This is a genomic window from Kitasatospora indigofera, assembly GCF_014655955.1.
Taxonomy (GTDB): domain Bacteria; phylum Actinomycetota; class Actinomycetes; order Streptomycetales; family Streptomycetaceae; genus Kitasatospora; species Kitasatospora indigofera.
In genome coordinates this window covers 228672-249122 of record NZ_BNBO01000004.1, presented here as the reverse complement: position 1 = coordinate 249122, position 20451 = coordinate 228672, and the positions used below count along the sequence as shown (strand labels likewise).

Below are 20451 nucleotides of genomic sequence, written 5' to 3'. Positions count from 1 at the left end.
CCTCGGCCGTCCGGCAGTGCGCAGGCCGGCACGCCAGGACGGACGGACGCGCCGTCAGAGCAGCCCGAGCGCCGCACCGGCGGCCGCCGCGCCCAGCCCCGTGCCGGCCACCGTCTGGGCGACCGTGTGGTACCCCAGCGCCACCCTGGTCCAGCAGACCACGGCGACCACCGCGTACCCGGCCAGCCACCAGGGCGAGTGGACGACGGCCAGCATCCCGGCCACGGCGGAGGCCACCGCGCAGTCCACGCTGATCTTCCAGACGGTGTTCACCGCCAGCAGCAGGACGGTCATCGCCCAGAGCGCCAGCATCGCGACCAGGATCCCGCCGGGCGCGCCGCCGACGGTCATCAGCGCGGCCCCGGCGCCGATCGAACCGAGGATGACCAGGAAGATCGGTGCCCGCTGGGTCCGGTCGACCACATGGCGGTCGCCCCAGGTGCCCCGTCTGCGCTCCCACTCGATGTAGGAGGCCGGCACGATCCCCGCGCAGAGCGCACCGAGCAGACCCCACGGGACGCCCGTCCAGTCCCCGGCCGCCGCCAGGCCGATGGCGGGCATCCCGGCGAGCAGGACGTTCCGGGGCTGGAGCACATCGGTGACGACGCGTGCGGTGGTGGTGGTGTCGGTCATGCGCACGACCCTCTCAGAGCCGGACCGACGCCGACGACCCGGCCGGCCGGGAGCGGAGGGCGGCCGGGGAGCGTGCCGCTCCCCGCCGCCCCCGGCCGCCCCGGCCGACGGGCCGTCACGAACCGGAGAGCAGGTCCCGGAGCAGCGCCACCGTGTCGGCGTCGAGCTCCCGGCCGGTGCGGCGGCTGAGGGCGTCGAGGCGGTTGACGGCGCGGACCAGCTGGTCGCGGGCGCCGGCCGAGGCGTACGCGTAGAACAGGTCCCGGTGCAGGAGTTCGACGTCCGGGGCGACCGCCAGGCCCCGGAAGACGGCTGCCTCGGCACTGCGGTGGTCGCCGTACTGGAGGCGGCGGGCGGCGAGTTCGTGCGCGGTGTCGACGATCGCGGCGATCATGTCCTGCCGCTCCGCCTCCGCCCAGCCGAAGGCGGCCGGCGGCGCCTCGGCGAACGGCGCGCCCCGGACCAGGGCCAGCGCGTGGGCGAGCGCCGCGTCGGCGGTGGCGCTGGTGCTGCGCATCCCCCGGCGGTAGAGGCTGCGGAACTCGTCCCAGTCGCAGGTGACCGTCGGGGCGAAGGCGTACCCCTCGGCGGTGTCCGTCCGCAGGAAGGCCCGGCCGTCCGGCGAGCTGCCGAACCAGGCCGCCAGGTCGGCGAGTTTGGCCGGCAGCGGAGTGCTCGGGCCGTCGCCGTGGCCGCCCGCGGGGTGCGGTTCGAGGTGGGCCGCGCCGGGGTGCAGGTCATGGTCGAGGGCGGTGTGGTCGGCGCCCGGGCGCAGCGCCAGGTAGGCGGCCAGTTCGGTCAGCCGCAGCAGCGCGGCGGGTTCGGCGGGGCCGGCGGCACCGAGGACGTCGACGGGGCCGAGCAGGCGGATCCGGGGCGCGGTGCGGGTGGCGTGCGCCTCCGGCGAGCGGAGGATCGCGAGCAGGTCGTCGGCGTCGGAGCGGACGGAACCGGGGGCCGGGCGCGCGGGGGTGTGCGGCTCGGAGGCGGCGGGTGCGGGCGCCGGGTCGTGGGTGGTCACGGGCTCGCGCACCGGCTCGGGCTCGGGTGCCGGGGCCGGGTCCGGGCCGGCCGGGGCCGTCGGCACGGCGGGCGGCAGTGCGGCGGCCGGGAACGCCCCGGGGCCGGGCAGCTGCGCCGGGGGCACCGGAGCACCGGGAGCGGCCGGCGCCGCGGCGGCCGCGGGCTGCACGGGGAGGACCGGCTGGACCGGGGGCGTCTTGTCGAAGCTGGGCCCGGTGGCCGGTACCGGGGTCTCACCCTGGGCGGGCACCGGCGCACCGGTGGCCGAGGGGCCGGCGTTGACCACCCGGCGGCCCCGGCCGTTGATCCCGGCCCGGCCGCCCGCCCCCGGGGGGACGGGCCCGGGCGCGCCCGGTCCGAAGGCCCGGCCCGGCCCGGGCGGCGCGAAGGCCTGGCCGGGCCCCGGCGGCACGGCGGCCGACGGACCGGCCGGCGCAGGGGCGGCGGCGAGCGGTGCGGCCGGGTCGGTGCCGGCGAACGGGCTGACGCCGGTGCCGATCACCCGGGCCAGCAGCCGCGGGCCCGCGGCGGCCTCGCCGGAGCCGGAGCCGGCCCCGACGGCCACCAGCACCGGTACCGGCACGGGCAGTTCGGTCGGTTCGAGGTCGATGCCGGGGCCGTCGATCGTCCAGGCCGGCGCCGGGTGCTGGGTCTCGTCGCAGGAGGAGCGCAGCAGTTCCGAGACCTGGTCGTACTGCCGGCCGGTCAGGCGCTGGAGTTCCAGGCCGAGGTGCAGCCCGGGCAGGGTGGTCTGGCCGGTGCTCGGCAGGGTCCACCGGGCGACCGGGCCGGTGCCGCGCTCGGGGGCGCGGGTGATCACGGCAACGCAGGTCCGGGGCCGGGCGTCGAGCAGCCGGCCCAGTTCGGCGGGGATGTTGCCGCCGGGCTGCTGGGCGCAGAGCACGATCTCCGGGATCCAGGACTCGTCGGCGGCGCCGCGGCTGCGGGCGTCCCGGGGGCTGGTGGCCTCGGCGGCCACCAGCGTGGCGCGCGCCTTGGCGGTCCGCGGGCCGAGGGCCGTCAGCGCGGCCTCCAGGCTCGGGTGCCGGTGGATCCGCTCCGCGGCCGGGCCGGAGATCGGCAACTCCTCGGCGAGGTCGACGAGATGGAGGTGCAGGCGGTCGGCGAGCGGACTGTGGGCCAGTTCGAGCGCGAGGGTCCGCAGCACGTCGCGGGCGTCGTCGGGGTGGCCCGAGAGGTGCAGCAGCCGGACGGTCTCAAGGTCCGCCAGCACCACCGACCCGTCCGGGGACGTGCCGAGGGTGACCAGCGCCGGGTAGGGCGCGGCGGTCTTGCCGGCCTGGCCGGCCGAGAGCAGGTCGGAGGCGTCCTCCGGGCACCACCAGACGTTGGCGGCGTGCGCGGCCCGGAACGGCGCGATGGGGGTGGCGGGGGCGGAGAGGTGCAGTTCGACCGTGCGTCCGGGGGTGACCCGGGCGGCCACCAGGGCGGGCAGCCGCTTGCCGGAGCGGACGGTGTTGCGGGCCATCGTGCGCAGGGCGCGGTTGAGCAGGTCCAGCCCGGTGGCGTCCTGGCGGGCCTTCAGTTCGGCCTCGAAGGCCGCGGCGGGGGCCGCGGGCAGGGCGACCCGGTGGCGCGGGCGGCGGGCGCGCTGCTGGCCGCCACGGCGGCGGGCCACCGTGCCGATCATGATCGCGGCGAGCAGGACGCTGACCGTCGAGGCGGCCAGGGCGACGCTGTAGTCGTCGCTGGGGGCCTGCGCCTTCTCCGGGTCCTGGGCGGTGGCCGGGGCCTGGGCCGGAGCCGGGGCACCCGGGGCCTCGGCGGCGGGGCTCGCGGTGGCGGGCGCCGGGGCCGGTGGGGCCTCGGCCGCCGGGGCGGTCGGGGCCGGGGTTGCGGGGGCCGGCGGCGCCGGGGTCGGCGTGGTCTGCGGCTCCGGTGCCTGGGCGGGCGGCTGGGCCGGGGCCGGCTCGGGCACGCCCGGCACCGCCAGGACCATCCCCGGCACGACCTCGTCCGGGTCGCTCAGCCGCTCACCGTCCGGTGCCTGTACGCCCTTGTTGGCCTCGAAGAGCTGCGGCCAGGCCTCGGCGCTCCCCAACTCCCGTTCCGCGATGGCGGAGAGGGTGTCCCCCTCGGCTACGGTGACCTTCGCGTGCCGCCCGCCGCCCGGCTGCGCGCCCTCCGCCGCCGGCTGCGCGGGGGCCGGCGGGGCCGGGGCGGGGGCCGGCGACTGCTCGTCCGGCTTGGCGTCGGCGGGCATCAGCAGCTTCCAGCCGGGCTGGATCGGCCGGTCCGCGTCGAACCGGAGGCCCGAATCGTCCATCACCCGGCCGTCGTTGAGCTTGGCGATCTCCGTCCAGCGCGAGCCGGAGCCGAGCTGGCGCTCGGCGATGGACCAGAGGCTGTCGGCCGGCCGGCTGTCCCGCACGGTGTACCCGGCCTGCGGCTCGGCGGCCGGCGCCAGGGCCGGGGCGGCCTGGGCGGCCGGCAGCGCCGCGTACTGCGGCCCGGCCGTCAACTGCGGTGCGGAGACCACGGCCTGCGACCGGTCGGGGGTGGCCGCGAAGGCCGAGCCGGCCACCGGCAGCAGGGCGATCACCGAGCCCACCAGCCCGGCGGCGATCCGCTGGCTCCAGCCGAAGGCCGGGATCCGGCGGGCGATCCGGCCGCGCAGCTGTGCCGGGATCTCCAGCAGGACCGAGAACGCGAAACAGGCCCAGCCGAGCCAGCCGGCCACGACCAGCAGCCAGAGGAACAGCCGGCCGTCGTCGGGGCTGGTCAGCGCCTGCCCGAGGCCGTCGGGCGCGAGGTCGCCCATCCCGGCGACCGCCGCGGTGCCGTACAGCAGCAGGGCCGGGAGGCCGGCCAGCAGGGCGACCAGGGTGAGCAGCGCCACGAGGGCGCCGGCCACCGCTCCGACGCCGCCGCGGCGTCGGCCGCGCGGGGCGGGCGCCGGCCGTCGGCCGGACTCGGCCCGGCGGTCGGTTCGGGCGTGGTTCTTGGCACGTGGCGCGGCCATCAGCCGTTCTCCGCTTCCTTGACTCCGTGGACGAGGAGTGCGCTGCCCCTGCCCGTGATCCCCCAGCCGCCGGACGGCACCAGGTCGAGCAGGGCGGGTTCGTAGGTGGTGTTCACCGTGACCACCACCCTGGTGCCGCCGTCGGCGAGCCCGACGCTGCCGGTGAGCCCGCAGGTCCGCAGGTAGGCGTCGGCGGCCCGCTGGACGTAGTCCTGGCGGACCTTGAAGCCGTCGCCCTGGAGGACGCCGGCCTCGTCCAGCTGCTGGCCGGCCGCCCGGGCCGCCTCCTGGGCACAGGCGTCGGTCCGCTCGACCGCGCGCAGCCTGCCCCCGGCGTCGACCACCACGCCGATGATGCTGACGAACCCCGTGGCGACGACGGCGACGAACAGCGAGATGGTGCCGGCGTCCGGCCGGCTCCCGCGGCGGCCGCGCCACGGCCGGGCCGGCCGCCCGCGGCCCGGCTCGCCCTGAGCTGCCTGCCCACCCGGTCTCCCCGGCTTCCTCGGTCTCTCCGGTCTGCGGAGCATCGCTTCCCCACCCCCACGTGCGCTACACACTTCTGTCTACTGTCCTCGGTACCGGTCGACGACCGAGGTGAAGTCACCGGTCAGGGTCTTGGTCCCGGGCAGGCCGGGCACCACCAGGTCACGCAGGCCGATCGTGCAGCCGACCCGCACCCTGACGGTGGCGACCGGGCCCGCCGGGGTGCCCAGCGTGCCCCGCTCGATGTCGACGCGCAGTTGCTGGCAGGACACGCCGTCCTGGCGCAGGACGTCGTCCGCGGCGGCCCGGGCGGCGCTGTCGACGGCGCCGGGCTCGCGGGTGATCGAGGCGGTCCGGGCCGCGGCGCGTGCCGCCGCGTCCACCGTGCCGCCCGCCGTCTGCATCCGTCCCGCCGCGATCGCCAGCAGGACGAAGACGACCACCGCGGGAGCCAGGATCGCCGCCTCGACGGCCACGCTGCCCCGGTCCGGCCGGCTCCGGCCGGACCGCGCCGCGCGGAGCGGCCCCGGGCCGCGACGGCCGCTCACGAGGTGCCCGGCCGCGGCACGAACCGCTCGCGCGGCCCCGAGGCGTGCTGGGTGAACTCCGGGGTGGGGACGCCGGGGATCAGGAAGCGCGGTGCGACCACCACGGTGACCTGGATCAGCTCGGCCGAACTCCCGTCCGTGCTCACCGAGTAGCGGCCGACGACACTGCCCTCCCGGTCGAGGAAGTCCGTCGCCTGGCGCACGGCGGCGTCGTTCTTCGCCGCGTCGGCGGCGGGGCCCTGCAACCGCCCGGCGTCCACGCCCTCGCGGGCCGCGACCAGCGCGACCTGCCGGGCGTACCACCACATCGATCCCTGCACGACGAGCATGACAAGGAACAGCATGACCGGGAAGACGACGGCCAGGCTCAGGCTCATCGCCCCCCGGTCCCGCTGCGGCGGTGCGGACGACGGGCGGCGCGGGCTGCGGATCACGGCACCGGGTCCGTCTTGGGGACCTTGCTGGTGACGTCGGTGGCGAGGGCCTTGATGGCGAAGATGACCCCGCCGGCGATCACCATCAGGGCGATCACCGCCAGCGCCAGCTCGATGCTGATCGCGCCGCGGTCGCCCGAGGCGCGGGCCGCGCGCAGCCGGCCGGCCCGGAAGTGGAAGAGCATCGAGGCGAGTTGGACCGGTAGCAGGAAGGGCAGCAGCAGGGCACCGGCCAGCTGACGCAGGCGAGCGTTCATCGTGACTCCAGGTGTCGGGTCGGGGGACGTGCCGGGGAGGTACCGGGGGGTACCGGTCCAGGTGCTTCTTCCCGGCGTTCAGGCCGAGTTGAGCATCTGGTAGAGCGCGGGGAAGACGATCAGGGTGGTCATCAGCAGGGTGAGCGCCGAGCCGGGGGCGACCATCCGCTCGCTGTCGGTGTTGGCGCGGGCCAGGTCCTCGGCGAGGAGTTCGCCGCGCAGGCTCTTGGCCCGGGCGCGCAGCGTGTCGTACACCGCCGCGCCGTCCGTGCCGGAGATCCGCATGATGTCGGCGACGTCCTGCAAGGGCGTCAGGCCGAGCTCGACGGAGAGCGCGTCCAGGCCGTCCCAGGGCGGCAGCCGGTCGGTCGCGGCCCGCTCCAGGGCGTCGCGGATGCGCCGGAACACGGTGCCCCGGCCGACCGCGGCGGCCCTGCGCAGCGCCTCGGCCGGGCCGCAGTCGGCGGCGCGTTCCAGGGCGACGAGCTCCAGGTAGGTGGCGATGCCGTGCAGGTACTCGGTCCTGGCCTCCTTGGCCTCGCCGCGCACGATGCCGTCGGGGACGAACCAGAACAGCCCGGCGAGCAGCGGCCCGACCACGAACGGCACCGCCAGCGGGAGGCCGCTGTCCGCCAGCGCGGCCATCGCGGAGATGTAGGCCGGCAGCACCAGCCCGAGGAAGGCGAACAGCAGTTTGTGCGCCATGAACCGGGCGGGGGTGCGGCCGATCAACGACAGTTCGCGGTGCGGGAGGCGCAGTCCGGGCAGGCCGGTCGCGCCGGCGCCGATCCGGTCGAACCAGCGCGGGGGCTCCTGCTCGTCCTCCGACAGGCCGCCGCTGGGGGTGCGGTGGAGCCGGTCCAGGGCCTGGCCCAGATCCGGCGCGGCCGGCCGGAGTTCGGAGACGAGCAGGGCGATTCCACCGGCTGCGACGGCGCCGGCCAGGACCGACCAGGGCGAGATCACCGGGCCTCCTTGGACAGCGGGTCGAGGGATTCGGCGGCCTGTTCGCCGGGGTCGCGGTCGGTGGCGAGCCGGCCGGCCTTGCTGCGCCGGTCGGGCTCCAGGACGCGGGCCAGCGGCGGGTGCGCCGCCAGCGCGCGCATCCAGGCGATCACCGCGACGAACAGTGCGGCGAGCACGCCGAGCACGACCTGCCCGACGAAGGTGCTGTAGGGCGCGGTGTAGCCGGTGTTGAACGAGCCGACCACGACGACCAGCAGGATGATGCCCACCAGCCAGCGGATGGTGGTGCGGTGCTTGGCCCGGTCGGCCTCGATGGAACGGCGCTGGCGGACCTCCTCGCGGACCGACTCGGCGAGGTCCGCGAGGGCCCGGGCCAGGCCCGGTCCGCTGTCGCCGGAGCGCAGCAGCAGCGCGCCGAGCACCTTGTCGGCGGTGGCGTCGGCGAGGGCGTCCGCGAAGGCCCGCAGCGCGTCCTCGGGCCGCCAGCGGGACTGCAGCCGGGAGGCGAGCTCGGCGATCTCCGGCTCCAGGGCGGCGGGCGCGGTCCGGCGGCTGGTGACGATGGCCTGGTTCAGGCCGACGCCGAGCAGCAGCACGTCCGCGATCCGCTGGGTCCACTCGGCGAGCGCCTCCAGCTGCTCGACCCGGTGGGTGTCGGAGCGGGTGGAGTCGAAGAGCCAGGGCAGTCCGAACACGGCGAGCGGGACCATCAGGGCGACCAGCGGGATGCCGGTGAACAGCCAGCCGAGCGGGGCGCCGGCGAGCGCCAGCGGCAGCTGGATCCGGCGCAGGCGGGCCACCCGGGGGGAGGCGGCGCCGGGGCCGCCGTGCCAGAAGACGTGCAGGCGGCCCGGCGGCGCGTGGCCGGCCGGCTCCTCGTCGGCCTCGGTGCCGCGCAGGCCGACCACCAGGACGGCCAGGCCGCCGGCCACCAGCAGGCCGCAGAGGGCGTAGAGCAGCATCATCGGGCACCACCGATCCGCAGGTGCAGGGGCGCGGCCCAGGTCCCGTAGCGGGACTGCAGGAGCGAGGCGTCGAAACCGGCCCGGCGCAGGTCGTCCAGGCAGTTCGGCTGGGTGTGCGGGACGGCCCGGGGCTCGCCCTGCTCGGCGCGCGGCCCGAACACGGTGTTCAGCGCCGGCCGGCCGTGCTCGCCGAGGCCGGCCACCTCCAGGACGTGCGAGACGAACCGGTGCCGGCGCCCGCCGACGGCGGTCTCGTCGACCATGGTGACGTGCACGATGAGGTCGATCGCGTTGGCGGTCAGCCGGTAGGCGAGGCTGTCGGTCATGTGGGAGCCGTACTCCAGGCACAGTTCGGCGATCCGGTCGACCACCATGTGGGGGCCGCGGGCGTGCAGGGTGCACATCGAGCCGCCCTCGCCGTTGGTCATGACCCGCAGCATCGGGACGACCTCGCCGGAGCGGACCTCGCCGACGATGATCCGCGACAGGGTCATCCGCAGGGCGGCGGGGATCAGCTCACCGATCGTCAGTTCGCCGGCCATCCTGCCCTCGACGCGCTCCCCGTTGCCCTCCCGGGCCTCCATCGGGACGACCTGGCGCAGGTGCCCGAGGGTGTGCAGCCAGAGTTCGAACTCCGACTCCAGGGTGCCGATCCGCTCGTCCGGCGGGATCTCGGCGGCCATCGCGCGCAGCAGGCTGGTCTTGCCGACGCCCTGGGTGCCGGTGATCATCACGTTCTTCCTGGCCCGGATCGCGGCGGCCAGGAAGGCGGCCAGGGTCGGGTCCACGGTGCCGAGCTGGACCAGGTCGGAGAGGGTCGCGGAGGCCACCCGGTGGCGGCGGATCGCGACGTAGGGGCGCGGGGTGACCTCGGTCATCGCCTGGAGGCGCATCCCGCCCTCCAGCCGCAGCGCCAGGGTCGGGCTGGCGGTGGAGAGGCTGCGCTCGCCGCCGCCGTGCTGGCGGGCCAGGTCCTGGAGCAGCTCGATGAGTTCGTCGTCGCTGTCGGCCACCGGCGGCACCTGGCGCAGCGGCTGGTGGACCCGCGAGATCCAGACGTCGTCACAGCCGTTGATCAGGATGTTCTCGATGTCGGGGTCGTCGAGGTAGGGCTGGAGCCGCCCGGCCCGGAACAGCAGGTCGAAGACGGCTTCGGCGAGCGCGCGGTCCTGCTCCCGGGTGGGCGGGATGCCGTGGGTCTGCGCGTACGCGTCGGACCACCTGGCGACGGCCTCCTCGATCAGCGCCCGGCCGCGCTGGCGCCGGGTGGCCCGGTCCGCGTCGGTGCCGGAGGTGGCGGCCAACCGGGTGAGCTGCTGGTGCAGTTCGGCCGCCACCTGGCGCTTGAGCTCCCGCGCGACCTGCGGGTCGACGGCCGGTCTGGTGGCCGAGCCGCGCTTGTCCAGCGAGGGCAGCGCGGACGGGACGGCGGTGGGTGCGGCCGCCGCCGGGTGGCCGCCGGCCGGCACCGGGCCGGGCCGGACGGGACCGGTCGCGGCCGGGCCGGGCACGCCGGGGCCGCCCGGGGCCGGCAGCGGCGCCGCCCAGGGCAGGGCGGCGGGGTCGGCGGCGGGCCGCTGGTTCAGGGGGCTACCGCGCACGGAGCACCTGCCCGTACTTGATCTGCGGGGTCTGCGGCTGCGCGGTCTGCGGGTCGTCGGGGCTCCCGGTGCCGGGCTCGCCGGCCTGCTCCGGCCGGCCGGCGAAGGACGGCGTCACGGCGGACGGCGTCACGGCGGTCGGCACGAGGGGCGACGGCGCGAGCGGCGACGGCGCGAGGGGGGACGGGCCCTGCGGCGGCCGGGCCCCGGCCGGCTCCTGCGACCAGTACCCCGGCGGGGGCTGGGGCCACGACGGCTGCCCGGACTGCGGGTGGGCCTGCGGCGCGAACGGGGCCGCCCCCGGTTCCTGCGGCGCGAACGGGGCCGCCCCCGGTTCCTGCGCCCCGGACGTCACCGCCCCGGACGGCTGCGGACCGCCGTACGCCTGCGCGGCGTCGGCCTGCGGTGCGGCGTACGCCTGCTGGGAGTACTGCTGCGAGTACGCCTGCTGCGAGTGCGCCTGCTGGGGGTAGGACGGCTGGGGGTAGGACGGCTGGGGGTACGCCTGCGGCGGCTGCTGCCCGGGGAACGGCGCGGGTGCGGCCGGTTGCGGGGCGAGCCCGGCCAGCGACGCCGACCCGTACGAGGGAGCCGTCCCGTACGGCGGCGTCGTCCCGTGGGCGGGCGGGCCGGACTGCTGCGGGTACGCGAGCGGGTGGCCGGTGGGGCCGGACTGCCAGGACCCGCGCGGGGGTTGGTGTTCCACCGGGAGGCCTCCGGGCACCGGGCGGGCAGGCCCGGGCGGCACCGGCGCCCCCGTCGGCCGGAGCTGGGCGGGCTGGGCGTCGGCGGACCGGAACGGACCGGAGCGGTCCTGGACGGCCTGCCCCTGGACGGCCTGCTCACGGACGGCCTGCTCACGGACGGCCTGGTCCCGGACGCCTTGGTCCTGGACGGTCCGGGCGTAGGCCGGCTGCCCGTCGGGGATGTGCGGGCCGAGCGGCTCCGCGGGCCGGCCCGCGGCGAGCGGTACGGCCGCGCCCTGCGCGGGCGACCCGCCGGGTGCCAGCCGGCGCCGGCGGCTGCGGGTGAGCAGCTGGATCTGGTCGGCGGCCGAGCGGGCCGTGCGCATCAGTTCGGAGCGGATGAACCGGCGGTCGGTGCTGTCCCCGCCGTCCGAGAGCACCCGGGCCGTCCGCGGCGCGTGCGGCAGCAGGCCCAGGGTGGGCAGGCCGAACTCGCGCGAGACCTCGGAGGCGGAGTAGGGGCCCTCGGCGATCAGCAGCAGGCCGAGCGCGTCCGCGCCGCTGCCGGCGTTGTCGAGGTCCTCGCGCAGCGCGGCCAGTCGCGGCCGGGCGGCGCTGAGCCCGCGCAGGGTGGTCCGCAGGGTGGCCACGACCACGTCGGCTCGGCGGGCCAGCACCGCGCTGGGCCCGGTGGCGCCGGAGCGTCCGAGGTCCAGGATCACGTCGTAGCCCTGCTGTTCGAGCCCGTGCAGGGTCTCGACCAGCGGCTCCCAGGTGTACGCCAGGCCGGGGGCCTGGGTGGGGTCGGTGAGGCCGGGGAGCAGCAGGCGCTCGGTGGTGCCCTCCGGGGAGAGGTCGATGAGCTGGTCCCAGAGGGTCTGGGCGAGCAGGCCGCGCCGGTCGGCGACGGCCAGGTTGCGCAGGCCGTAGACGGCCTCCACCCGGCCCTCCAGGGCGCCCGCGAGGACGGCTCCGCCGTCCGGGTCGCACTCAACCAGCAGGATCTTGCGTCCGGACTCCAGCGGCCAGGCGAGCAGCAGGGCGAGGGCCGCCGTGGTGGCGCCCGGCGCGCCCGGGCCGCCGACGACCGCGATCACCGCCATCAGGTGCCGCTCCTCTGCGTCGCGCTCCCCGACGGCGCCGCCCCCGGGGTACCGGTGGCCGGTGCGCCGCTCGCGGCGGGGGCGGACGGCGCCGCACCGGCCGGCGCCGCGGCCTCGCCGCGCGGGGCGAGCACGACCTGGAACCTGGCACTGGCCACCCAGGCCGCCAGCCGGGCGCCGTCGGCCGCCGGCACCGCCACGTCGATCACCTGGCTGCCGTCGGTGTCGGTCTTGCCGACCGCGGTGACCACGGCCGCCAGCGCCTCCGGCGTCCTGGTGCCGCCGCCCTGGCCCGAGGACTGGTCGGGGGTGGACACGACGAGGACCGCCAGCCCCGGCTGCAGCCTGGTCGCCGGCAGCTGGGTGCGCTTGGCCGCGATGCCGACGACCAGCTGGCCCGGCTGCACGGTCAGGGTCTGCGCGACGTCCGCCTTGACCAGCAGCGCGCCCTGCTTGAGGTCGGTGGCGGCGCGCATCCCGACGACCCGCCCCTGGTCGGCGGCGGACAGCGGCTTGATCGCGGGGTCGCCGGCGATCCTGGCCACCACCAGGTCGTTCGCCGTCAGCACTTGGCCGAACGGGACGTCACGGGCCAGTGCCAGTACGGCGATCCGCTGGCCGGTGCTGTTGTAGAGCACCGCGCCGCCCAGGCCGCCCGCCGCGATCAGGGCCACCGCCATGGCCAGCACGGCCGGCCGTCGCCGGCGGGCCCGCAGGGTGCGTGGCGGGGTGTGCGGGGTGCCGCGCGCGGGCTCCGGCACGAGTGTGGCCGTGCCGGTACCCGGCGTCGGATAGGTTCGGTTCTCCACCGGGGTTCGGCCTTTCGTGCGGGTCGGTGCTGGAGCGGGAGGGGTCGGGTCGGGCGGCGGTGACGGTCAGTTCAGCACCTGGACCTCGCCGACCTTCAGCTCGAACGGCGCGCTGGTCGTCGACAGCAGGATCGGCTGGCCGACCTTGGTGCCCGCGCCGACGATGACCGAGTCGGTCTGCCACTCCACCGTGACGGTCACCGAGAACGAGCCGTTGGCCCGGAGCGCGGAGCTGGCCGTGAAGAGGTACGGGCAGTCGGGGGACGGTCCGGTGGCGCCGGGCGGGTACGGGGTGCCCGGCCCCTTGCACTGCACGGTGTGACCGTCGCCGAGGTCCCAGGTCACCTTGTGGACCGAGGGCGTGGCGGTGACCGAGATGTAGTTGCCCTTCACCGTGACGGGCTGGGGGGCCCTGGCGGCGCCGCTCCAGTCGTACCAGAGCCAGACCGGCAGGCCGACCAGGGCCTTCTCGGCCGGTGCGATGTGCGGCTGCGGGGCGGTGAAGACGATCCGGTCGCGGGCGTCCTTGGCGAGGGTGGCCGGGTTGTCCGGCGGCGGGCCGCCGGGGGCCTGGGCGAGGAAGACCGGGTCCTGCGGCAGCAGGCCGCCGGCCGTCTGCCGGCAGTTGACCTCGTAGACGGCGCCGTCCGCCGGGTCGTGGCCGTCCCAGTCCTTGCTGCCGGCCGGCGGCTGCGGGCTGGAGCGGTGGTAGTAGCACCCGTTCGAACTGTCGAACCAGCCCAGGTCGTTGTCCCAGCACGGCCACTGCTGGCCGTTCCAGGCGCAGGTCTGGACTCCGCCGCCGCCGTTGTTCGTACCGGTGCCGCCGGTGCTTCCCGGTGTCGGCGTCGTCCCCGGTTCGTGCACATCGGTGCAGATGGTGGTCACCTCGCACTGGTGCACATCACCGTCCGGGCCCTCCGCCCGGGCGGGGCCCGCCGGGGTGAGCAGCAGCCCGGCCGCCAGCATCACCCGAATCGTCATTCGCCCAATAGACTTCAGCATGTTCGGTCCACCTCGCGTTTGAACTCGACGATCAGCCAGCGTGCTCCGGACTTGCGCAGGGAAACGGTCGCGATGTACCTCGTCAGGCGCTTCTGTGGATCCTTTGTCGCACGGGTGGTGGCATCGGCCTGATGCCAGTCGGCGACATCCAGACAGTCCTCGACCACCGCGGTCTGCGGATCGGCCTTCAGATCAATGGCCTTCACCACCGGGGAATTGCGTGGACTTCCGATCATCACCAGCTTCGCCTCGTGCAACTGGTGCAGGTTGGCGACCGCTTCGCTGAGGGCCTTCCCGGTCGACAGGGCCTGAAGCTGGGAAGCGTCGGAATCGGACCGGCCGAAGGCGTCCGTCTGGGCGGCCCACCAGTCCTGATACGTCCTCAGGGCGGCCCGTCCGATGGCTCCTTCCGGGCCGTCGGTCGGCGCGATCCCGTCCGTGCCGGAACCACCCGAAGGTGTTACCGGAGTCACCACCGCAACACTGGGAGCGGAAGTCCCGAGCCGATCAGCAGAACCGGCACCACCACTGGCCCCACAGGAGCTCAGCAGCACCACCAATACCGCCCCACCAACCCCAACCGCCCCAGGACGCAACACATTTCCGCGCTGCCGCATCGCCCCACCTCGTCGCGACCGACCCCGTCCGTGGTCACTGGCCGCCGATAACAATCCGCTGTCCCCGCCGTGTCTGCCGCCAGAGCATCGATTCTTCGCCAAACCGGCCCATCTCGGCAACACCTCGGGCCCCCCGACCTTACGCGGAAGGGGGATCTGTCGGGGCATTTTCTCGCCACAGAACGGCCAACAGTTCTTCGGAAAGCGACAATCCGGCCAATGCGCCCCGCACCGCCGCCCGATTGCGCATCAACAACCTTCCGCCCTGCGGCGGTACGAGCACCCGGGCCGGGGCCGGCCCGGCCGCCGCCTCGGCCTGCTCCACCTGCGCGAGGACGGCCGGCTGCAGCTCCAGCGGGCCGACCGCGGCCGGCCCGCCCGGCAGCCCGTGCTCCAGCACCCGGACCAGCGAGCGGCTGAACGAGCCCTCGCCGCCCGGCAGGACGTCCGTCCGGCCGCGTCTGCCGCCCGAGTGCCGGGCGACCCGGCCCCACAACGGCACCCGGGAGTAGCTGAGCAGCTCCCCCACCCCGTCCTCGCCGCCCCCGCGTTCGAGTGCCGTCCAGGTGTCCCGGTCGGTGACCGCGTCGACCAGCAGCAGGGTCTCCTCCTGGTCGCCGTGGACCATGGCGCTGACCACCCAGTCCCAGGCCAGCCCGCGCCGGTAGGCGTTGTCGGGCGTACTGCCGCCCGTCACCAGCGCCAGCCGGCGCCCCTTCGGGTCGGTCACCAGCTGGCCGATCAGGCAGACCACCAGCCAGCGCCCGCCGCGCCCGGCCGCCTCCCGCAGGGCGGTCAGCATCCGGTTGGCGTCCGCCTCCGGCTCCAGCAGGGTGACCCGGCAGCCGGCGGCGCCGGTGTCGAAGCACATCCCGGGCAGCACGTCGGCCAGCAGCCGCGCCCCCTGCGCCGCCATGGCCGAGCCCCCGTAACTGCGCTCCGGGCCGCCGTCCGCCCCGATCACGACCAGATCGACTCCACTGACCATCCGCGCACCCCTCCTTGCCGGTCCCGCCGTACCAGGGACCGCTGCGCCGTACCGCGTACGGAATGCCCCGTACCGCCGCCAAGCTACCGCCGCGCGGGCCGCCGGAAGGGCGGCGTCCGGAATCCGGCCCCGATCGGCCGGCCGGAACGCCCGGACCGCCGGGGCCGGCGGCGCGGGGGGACGGCCGGCCGGGCATTGCGGCCGGGCCGGTCCGGGACCATGGGCCCTATGGCGCGGCCGCGCCGAGGGGGACCATTCACCACATGGACCGTGACAACCGTGTGGAGTCGCTGAGCGAGGAGGAGTGCCTCCACCTGCTCGGCACCGTGCCCGTCGGGCGGGTGGTGTACACCGCCCACGCGCTGCCCGCCGTGCTGCCGGTGGCGTTCGAGGTCACGGCGGACGGCCGGCTGGTGCTGGCCCTGCGGCAGGGCGTGGCCGTCCGGCGGGCCCTGGACGACACCGTAGCGGCCTTCCAGGCCGACCTGCTGGACGCCGTCACCCGGACGGGGTGGAGCGTGCTGGTGCACGGGCGGGCCCAGGTGGTGTCCGACCCGGCGCTGCACGACCGGCTGCTGCGGACCGGCCCGCGCCCCTGGGAGGACGGCGCCGGGGCCGCCGAGCCGATGTTCGTCCTGATCCTCCCGGAGCTGGTCAGCGGCCGGCGGCAGCTGCCGCTCGGCCGGGCGATGCAGCAGAGCTGAGCGGCGGGGCCGGACGGGGCCGGACGCGGAGGGGCCGGCCGCGGGAAGCGCCGGGCCCCGGCGGGCGGGCCACCGGGAGCACCGCTGACAGGTGACCGGCGAGTAGGCATACTCTGCGGAGGCACCGGCGGCCCGCGCCCCGCGCACCCCGGGCCGCCCACCACCCCGGAGCATCCCCGCCCCCTGGAGCGCACCTTGACGATCTTCGCCTCCCTCGCCGACCTGACCTCGGCCGTCGGCACCGTGCTGGGCACCAGCGAGTGGCACACCGTCGACCAGGCCAGGATCGACCTGTTCGCGGAGGCCACCGGCGACCACCAGTGGATCCACGTCGACCCGGCGCGCGCCAAGGAGAGCCCGTTCGGCTCGACCATCGCGCACGGCTACCTGACGCTCTCGCTGATCCCGGTGCTGGCCAAGGAGTGCTACGGCGTCGAGGGCGTCCGGATGGCGCTGAACTACGGCTCCGAGAAGGTCCGGTTCCCGGCGCCCGTCCCGGTCGGCACGGCGCTGCGGGCGACGGCCGAGCTGGTCTCCGCCACCGAGGTGCCGGGCGGGGTGCAGGCGGTGGTGCGGTTCACCGTCGTCAGCGAGGAGAGCGCCAAGCCGCACTGCGTCGCCGAGACCATCACCCGCTTCTACCTCTGACCCCGGGGAGGGAGCCGCGCCGCCCGGGGCCCGGTCCGTCCGGCCCCGGCGGGCGGTACGCCGAACGGCGCCGCGCGGGCGGTTCCACCGGGTCCGGGCCGCCCCCGGCCGGTATGGTCCGACGAGATGGTTGTCGTACGGCAACGGCTCCCGCGTCGCTGTCGCGCGGCCCTCGGCATGCCGGTATTCGAACCGCAACAGTTGGGCAGTAGACGCTCGTACGACGGCCGTACGACGGCAACCCCGCCGGTGCGGCCCGGATGCTCCCGTCCTTGGAGGTACCGTGCCCAGCTCCCTCCCGTGGTACTCCCGCGTCACCGGTCTGACCTCGCAGTTCTCCTCCCCTCCTCGGTTGTCCGGGCTGCCGCGCACCGCCTGGCACCAGATCCGGACGGAGGCCTTCGGCGCCGATCCGCGCGGTGAGCGGCTGGCCCGGATCCATCGCTCGCCCCAGTTCGTGGACGGTGCGTTCCGCAATCCGGTGCCGACCCGCCGCCTGGTGTACGAGAGGTCACCGCTGGAGGTCACCCACGCGCAGCTGACCGCCGACCGGGTCCGCCGGATGCCGGCCGCCGCCGTACCGCTGCACCGGCTGCTGCCGGGCGAGCTGGCCGAGCAGCCGGCCTCGGGACTGCGGCTGACCTGGCTGGGCCACGCGACCGTGCTGGCCGAGCTGGACGGCCGGCGGGTGCTGTTCGACCCGGTCTGGGGCGAACGCTGCTCACCGTTCGGCTGGACCGGTCCCAAGCGGCTGCACCCCGTGCCGATCCCGCTCCAGGAGCTGGGCCCGGTCGACGTGGTGGTGGTCTCGCACGACCACTACGACCACCTGGACATGGCGACGATCCGGGCCCTGATCGGCACCGGCGCGGCCTTCGCCGTGCCGCTCGGCGTCGGCGCGCACCTGGAGCACTGGGGCGTCCCGGCCGGACGGATCGTCGAACTGGACTGGTGGGAGACGGCGGAGGTCGCCGGACTCACCCTGACCGCCACCCCGGCGCGGCACTACTGCAGCCGGGGGCCGCGCACCAGCCCGCTGTTCCTCTGGGCGTCCTGGGTGGTGGCCGGCCCGCGGCACCGGGTGTTCCACAGCGGCGACACCGGTTACTTCCCCGGCTTCGCCGAGATCGGCCGGCGGCTCGGACCGTTCGACGCCACCATGATGCAGGTCGGCGCCTACAGCGACTTCTGGCCCGAGGTGCACATGACGCCGGAGGAGGGGGTCCGGGCCCACCTGGACCTCGGCGGCGAGGTCATGCTGCCGATCCACTGGTGCACCTTCAACCTCGCGCCGCACCCGTGGGAGGAGCCGCCGGAGCGCAGCGTCGCGGCCGCCGAGGCGCTGGGCGCGACGCTGGCGGTGCCGCGGCCCGGCAAGCCCTTCGAGCCGGCCGCGCCGCCGCCGCTCAAGCTGTGGTGGCGGGCCGTGGCCTCGATGCCCGCGGGCGCCGGGCTGGTCGTCCCCGACACGCTGGCCGACGAGGACCCGGTCGCCGGGATCGCCGGGGCCACGGCGGCCGCGCGGTCCGCGGAGTCCGCGCAGGGCAACCGGCCCGCACAGGGCGCACCCGCCGTCGCCGGCGGGCCGCAGGTGGCGGCGGCGGAGGGCGACGGGGTCGCGGTCTGACCCGCCGGGGCGGCCACCCCGGCGGTACGGGACGCCGGAGCGGCCTCCCCGGCAGTGGGGAGCGCCGGAATCCCGGGCTTCCGGCCGCCGGGGCCGGTCCGCGGGCGGCCTCGTCCGGCCGGCGGATCAGCCGTCGACGCCGCCCGCCCGGGGCGGCCCGGCCACCCGGCCCCGGCGCCGGGTCAGCCACCAGGCGCCCCGCTGCACCGTCAGGGTCAGCGTCCCCGCCAGCAGGATGCCGGCCGTGTTCAGCGCCAGCTGGGTGCTCGAACCCCAGAACTGCCCCAGGTCGTCGTAGGCGAGCGCGACGGCCGCGTTGGCGGCGGCCGGCACCGTGGTCACCGAGATGGCGACGCCGACCAGCATCCCGGCCTTGGCGGAGGTCAGCGAGAGCAGGCCGGCGATGCCCGCCAGGAAGGCCACCACGAAGGACGTCGCGTCCGGCTTCCAGATGAACGAGGTGTTGGGCCGCGCGGCCTCGAAGGCCTCATGGCTGAACAGCCCCAGGGCGTCCATCAGCAGGGTGAACCCGGCGGTCAGGGCCATCGCCACCGCGAACCCCACCACCAGCGCCGTGAGCGAGCGCAGCGCGGGCCGGGCCCGCCGCTGGACGAGGGCCACGCAGAGGCCGGCCAGCGGACCGAACTCGGGCCCGACCGCCATCGCGCCGACCACCAGGATCGCGCTGTCGAGCACCGCGCCGCAGGCGGCCAGCATGGTGGCGACGGCCAGAAAGGCCAGGTAGACGCCGGTGAGGGTGGATTCCTCGTGGGTGATCTCGGAGACCTCCTCCCAGACCAGGGCGTCGGCGCCCTCCCCCGGTGCCAGCCGCTCGGCCTCGTCGGCGGCGGCCGAGAGGGTGAGCTCGACCTGCTCGACGCCGATCGCGCCGTGCTCGGTGATCCCGGTCGCGCGGAGCGCCCCGAGCACCTCGTCGGCGGCCTCGCGGGCCACGTCGCAGAGCACCACGTCACCGGCGGGCCGGACCGCGGCGTCCGGCAGGGTGATCAGATGGGTCACGCCGACCGAACCGTCGAGCAGCTCGCGCACGGGCTCGCGGAGGTCGGCGGGCACGATCAGTCGCAGGTGCAGCACAGGTGCTCCGGGCGGGTTCGGCGGCGGGGACGGCCCACTCTAGAGGCGCCCCGTCCCCCGCCCGGGCCGGGCCCCGCGCGCCGAGCGGACCGCCCGGACCTGGCGCGCGCTCGGACCGGACGCGGGCTCAGACCGGACGCTTGGCCTCCTCGATCAGCCGGACGGTCGCCCGCGGGTCGGCGACCTCGAGGATCAGGCGGGTGTAGTTCTCGTCGGCGAGCTCGATGACGATCGCTCCCGCCGGGTTCTTGACGTCCCAGAAGACCCGGTCGCCGTGGGAGCGGAAGGTGCCGGCGGTGATCAGGCCGGGCATGTGGGTGCCGAGCAGCTTGATGCCCCTGGACTCCTGCGCCATCCCGGGGTCGATCGTCGCCCCCCGGACGTTGGCCAGCGGGATCTCCAGCCGGCTCTTCAGGGCCCAGAGCTTGTCGATCCCCTCGACCTCGACCACCAGGGTGCCGTCGGTGACGCTGACACGGGCCATGGAACGCTCCTCTGCTGCTGCTTCGCTACGGGGTGGGTGGTGCGGTGTGCGGTGCGGACGGCGGTGCGCGGTGCGCGGTGCGCGGTACCGGGCCTAGGCCGGCCGGGGCGGCTGCGGCAGGGTCGCCGCGAGCCGGCCGGCGAAGCCCAGGACGGCCTCGGCCGGCGGCGGGGTGCCGGCCGCCCTGGCCCGCAGGCGCAGGCCGAGGACGGCCGCGCCGAGGATCCCGGCCAGGCCGTCGGCCGGTCCGCCGGGCGGCGCCGCCGCCGTCCCGAGGACGGCCGCGACCGCCGTGTCCAGGGCGGCCAGCCCCTCCTCCACCAGCGCGGCCACCTCCGGGTCGGCCGGTGCCCGCTCGGCGGCGGCCAGCAGCAGGAACCCGGCGGCGGGCCCGCCGTCGTAGGCGGCGACGGCCCGGGTCAGCAGACCGGCCAGATCGGTGGCGGTGGCGAGGGCGGCGGCCGTCGGGAGGACCTCCTGGTCCAGGTGCCGGCGCAGGGCCGCCAGATAGAGGCCGCGCTTGCTGCCGAACACCTTGTAGAGGCTGCCCCGGTGGACGCCGAGCCCGTTGACCAGGTCGTCCACCGAGGTGCCCTCGTACCCCTGGGCGGCGAACAGCCCGGATGCCGCCCGGACGGCCTCGTCCTCGTCGAAAGCGCGTGGTCTTCCCATGCCCCAGACCGTACGGGTTCAAGAACGTTCAGTCAAGAACGACCGTTCTTAAACCCGTACGGCCAACACCGCCCCCTTCCGGCGGCCCTGAGACGCCGTCACCCCGGAGCGCACCCA

At 76.1% G+C, this 20451-nt stretch carries 20 protein-coding genes; 3 read left to right on the top strand and 17 right to left on the bottom strand.

The window, feature by feature from the left end:
- Positions 1-54 precede the first annotated feature (54 nt).
- The 14 genes from IE329_RS06290 to IE329_RS06225 all read right to left on the bottom strand — a co-directional run bounded on the left by IE329_RS06290 (position 55) and on the right by IE329_RS06225 (position 15104).
- Positions 55-633 (bottom strand): hypothetical protein, encoded by a 579-nt coding sequence (locus IE329_RS06290; protein WP_190209789.1) that lies wholly within the window; start codon positions 631-633, stop codon positions 55-57.
- A 115-nt stretch (positions 634-748) separates the two neighbouring features.
- Positions 749-4639, bottom strand: a complete 3891-nt coding sequence (locus tag IE329_RS06285; protein WP_190209788.1) for a LysM peptidoglycan-binding domain-containing protein — start codon at positions 4637-4639, stop codon at positions 749-751.
- Complete coding sequence (locus IE329_RS06280) at positions 4639-5169, bottom strand: hypothetical protein (protein WP_190209787.1); 531 nt, start codon at positions 5167-5169, stop codon at positions 4639-4641. The genes IE329_RS06285 and IE329_RS06280 overlap by 1 nt, the downstream gene beginning before the upstream one ends.
- Positions 5170-5205: 36 nt before the next feature.
- The gene (locus IE329_RS06275; RefSeq protein WP_229927207.1) at positions 5206-5601 is read right to left on the bottom strand and encodes a TadE/TadG family type IV pilus assembly protein; all 396 of its coding nucleotides are present in this window, start codon (positions 5599-5601) and stop codon (positions 5206-5208) included.
- A 68-nt stretch (positions 5602-5669) separates the two neighbouring features.
- Positions 5670-6050 carry a TadE family protein gene (locus IE329_RS06270; RefSeq protein ID WP_229927206.1) on the bottom strand — a complete coding sequence of 127 codons (381 nt, stop codon included), beginning with the start codon at positions 6048-6050 and terminating at the stop codon, positions 5670-5672.
- Between the two features lie 53 nt (positions 6051-6103).
- Positions 6104-6364: a hypothetical protein gene (locus IE329_RS06265; RefSeq protein WP_073921693.1), complete on the bottom strand. Its 261-nt coding sequence runs from the start codon at positions 6362-6364 to the stop codon at positions 6104-6106.
- 78 nt (positions 6365-6442) lie between these two features.
- Positions 6443-7330, bottom strand: a complete 888-nt coding sequence (locus tag IE329_RS06260) for a type II secretion system F family protein (RefSeq protein ID WP_190209785.1) — start codon at positions 7328-7330, stop codon at positions 6443-6445.
- Positions 7327-8295, bottom strand: coding sequence for a type II secretion system F family protein (locus tag IE329_RS06255; RefSeq protein WP_190209784.1), 969 nt, complete (start codon positions 8293-8295; stop codon positions 7327-7329). The genes IE329_RS06260 and IE329_RS06255 overlap by 4 nt, the downstream gene beginning before the upstream one ends.
- The gene (locus tag IE329_RS06250) at positions 8292-9896 is read right to left on the bottom strand and encodes a CpaF family protein (RefSeq protein WP_229927205.1); all 1605 of its coding nucleotides are present in this window, start codon (positions 9894-9896) and stop codon (positions 8292-8294) included. The genes IE329_RS06255 and IE329_RS06250 overlap by 4 nt, the downstream gene beginning before the upstream one ends.
- Positions 9886-11685 (bottom strand): CpaE-like family protein, encoded by a 1800-nt coding sequence (locus IE329_RS06245; RefSeq protein WP_190209783.1) that lies wholly within the window; start codon positions 11683-11685, stop codon positions 9886-9888. Before IE329_RS06245 ends, IE329_RS06250 begins: the two co-directional genes overlap by 11 nt.
- Positions 11685-12446, bottom strand: coding sequence for an SAF domain-containing protein (locus IE329_RS06240; protein WP_229927204.1), 762 nt, complete (start codon positions 12444-12446; stop codon positions 11685-11687). Before IE329_RS06240 ends, IE329_RS06245 begins: the two co-directional genes overlap by 1 nt.
- A 114-nt stretch (positions 12447-12560) precedes the next feature.
- Entirely contained in the window at positions 12561-13478 is a 918-nt protein-coding gene (locus tag IE329_RS06235) for a hypothetical protein (protein WP_190209782.1), read from the bottom strand.
- A 14-nt stretch (positions 13479-13492) separates the two neighbouring features.
- Positions 13493-14056, bottom strand: a complete 564-nt coding sequence (locus IE329_RS06230; protein ID WP_190209781.1) for a hypothetical protein — start codon at positions 14054-14056, stop codon at positions 13493-13495.
- A 199-nt stretch (positions 14057-14255) separates the two neighbouring features.
- Positions 14256-15104, bottom strand: a complete 849-nt coding sequence (locus IE329_RS06225; RefSeq protein ID WP_190209780.1) for a hypothetical protein — start codon at positions 15102-15104, stop codon at positions 14256-14258.
- 263 nt (positions 15105-15367) lie between these two features.
- Between IE329_RS06225 and IE329_RS06220 the strand changes: the two genes are divergently transcribed.
- From IE329_RS06220 to IE329_RS06210, 3 genes are all read left to right on the top strand, one after another.
- Positions 15368-15808, top strand: coding sequence for a pyridoxamine 5'-phosphate oxidase family protein (locus IE329_RS06220; protein WP_190209779.1), 441 nt, complete (start codon positions 15368-15370; stop codon positions 15806-15808).
- 195 nt (positions 15809-16003) lie between these two features.
- Positions 16004-16456, top strand: coding sequence for a MaoC family dehydratase (locus IE329_RS06215; protein ID WP_190209778.1), 453 nt, complete (start codon positions 16004-16006; stop codon positions 16454-16456).
- 352 nt (positions 16457-16808) lie between these two features.
- Positions 16809-18083, top strand: coding sequence for an MBL fold metallo-hydrolase (locus IE329_RS06210; RefSeq protein WP_190209876.1), 1275 nt, complete (start codon positions 16809-16811; stop codon positions 18081-18083).
- Between the two features lie 126 nt (positions 18084-18209).
- Here IE329_RS06210 and IE329_RS06205 read toward each other — a convergent pair whose 3' ends face one another.
- From IE329_RS06205 to IE329_RS06195, 3 genes are all read right to left on the bottom strand, one after another.
- Positions 18210-19178 (bottom strand): DUF389 domain-containing protein, encoded by a 969-nt coding sequence (locus IE329_RS06205; protein ID WP_190209777.1) that lies wholly within the window; start codon positions 19176-19178, stop codon positions 18210-18212.
- A gap of 127 nt (positions 19179-19305) precedes the next feature.
- Positions 19306-19662 carry a hypothetical protein gene (locus tag IE329_RS06200; protein ID WP_190209776.1) on the bottom strand — a complete coding sequence of 119 codons (357 nt, stop codon included), beginning with the start codon at positions 19660-19662 and terminating at the stop codon, positions 19306-19308.
- A gap of 93 nt (positions 19663-19755) precedes the next feature.
- On the bottom strand, positions 19756-20334 hold the full coding sequence (locus IE329_RS06195) for a TetR/AcrR family transcriptional regulator (RefSeq protein WP_190209775.1): 579 nt from the start codon (positions 20332-20334) through the stop codon (positions 19756-19758).
- Between the last annotated feature and the right edge of the window lie 117 nt (positions 20335-20451).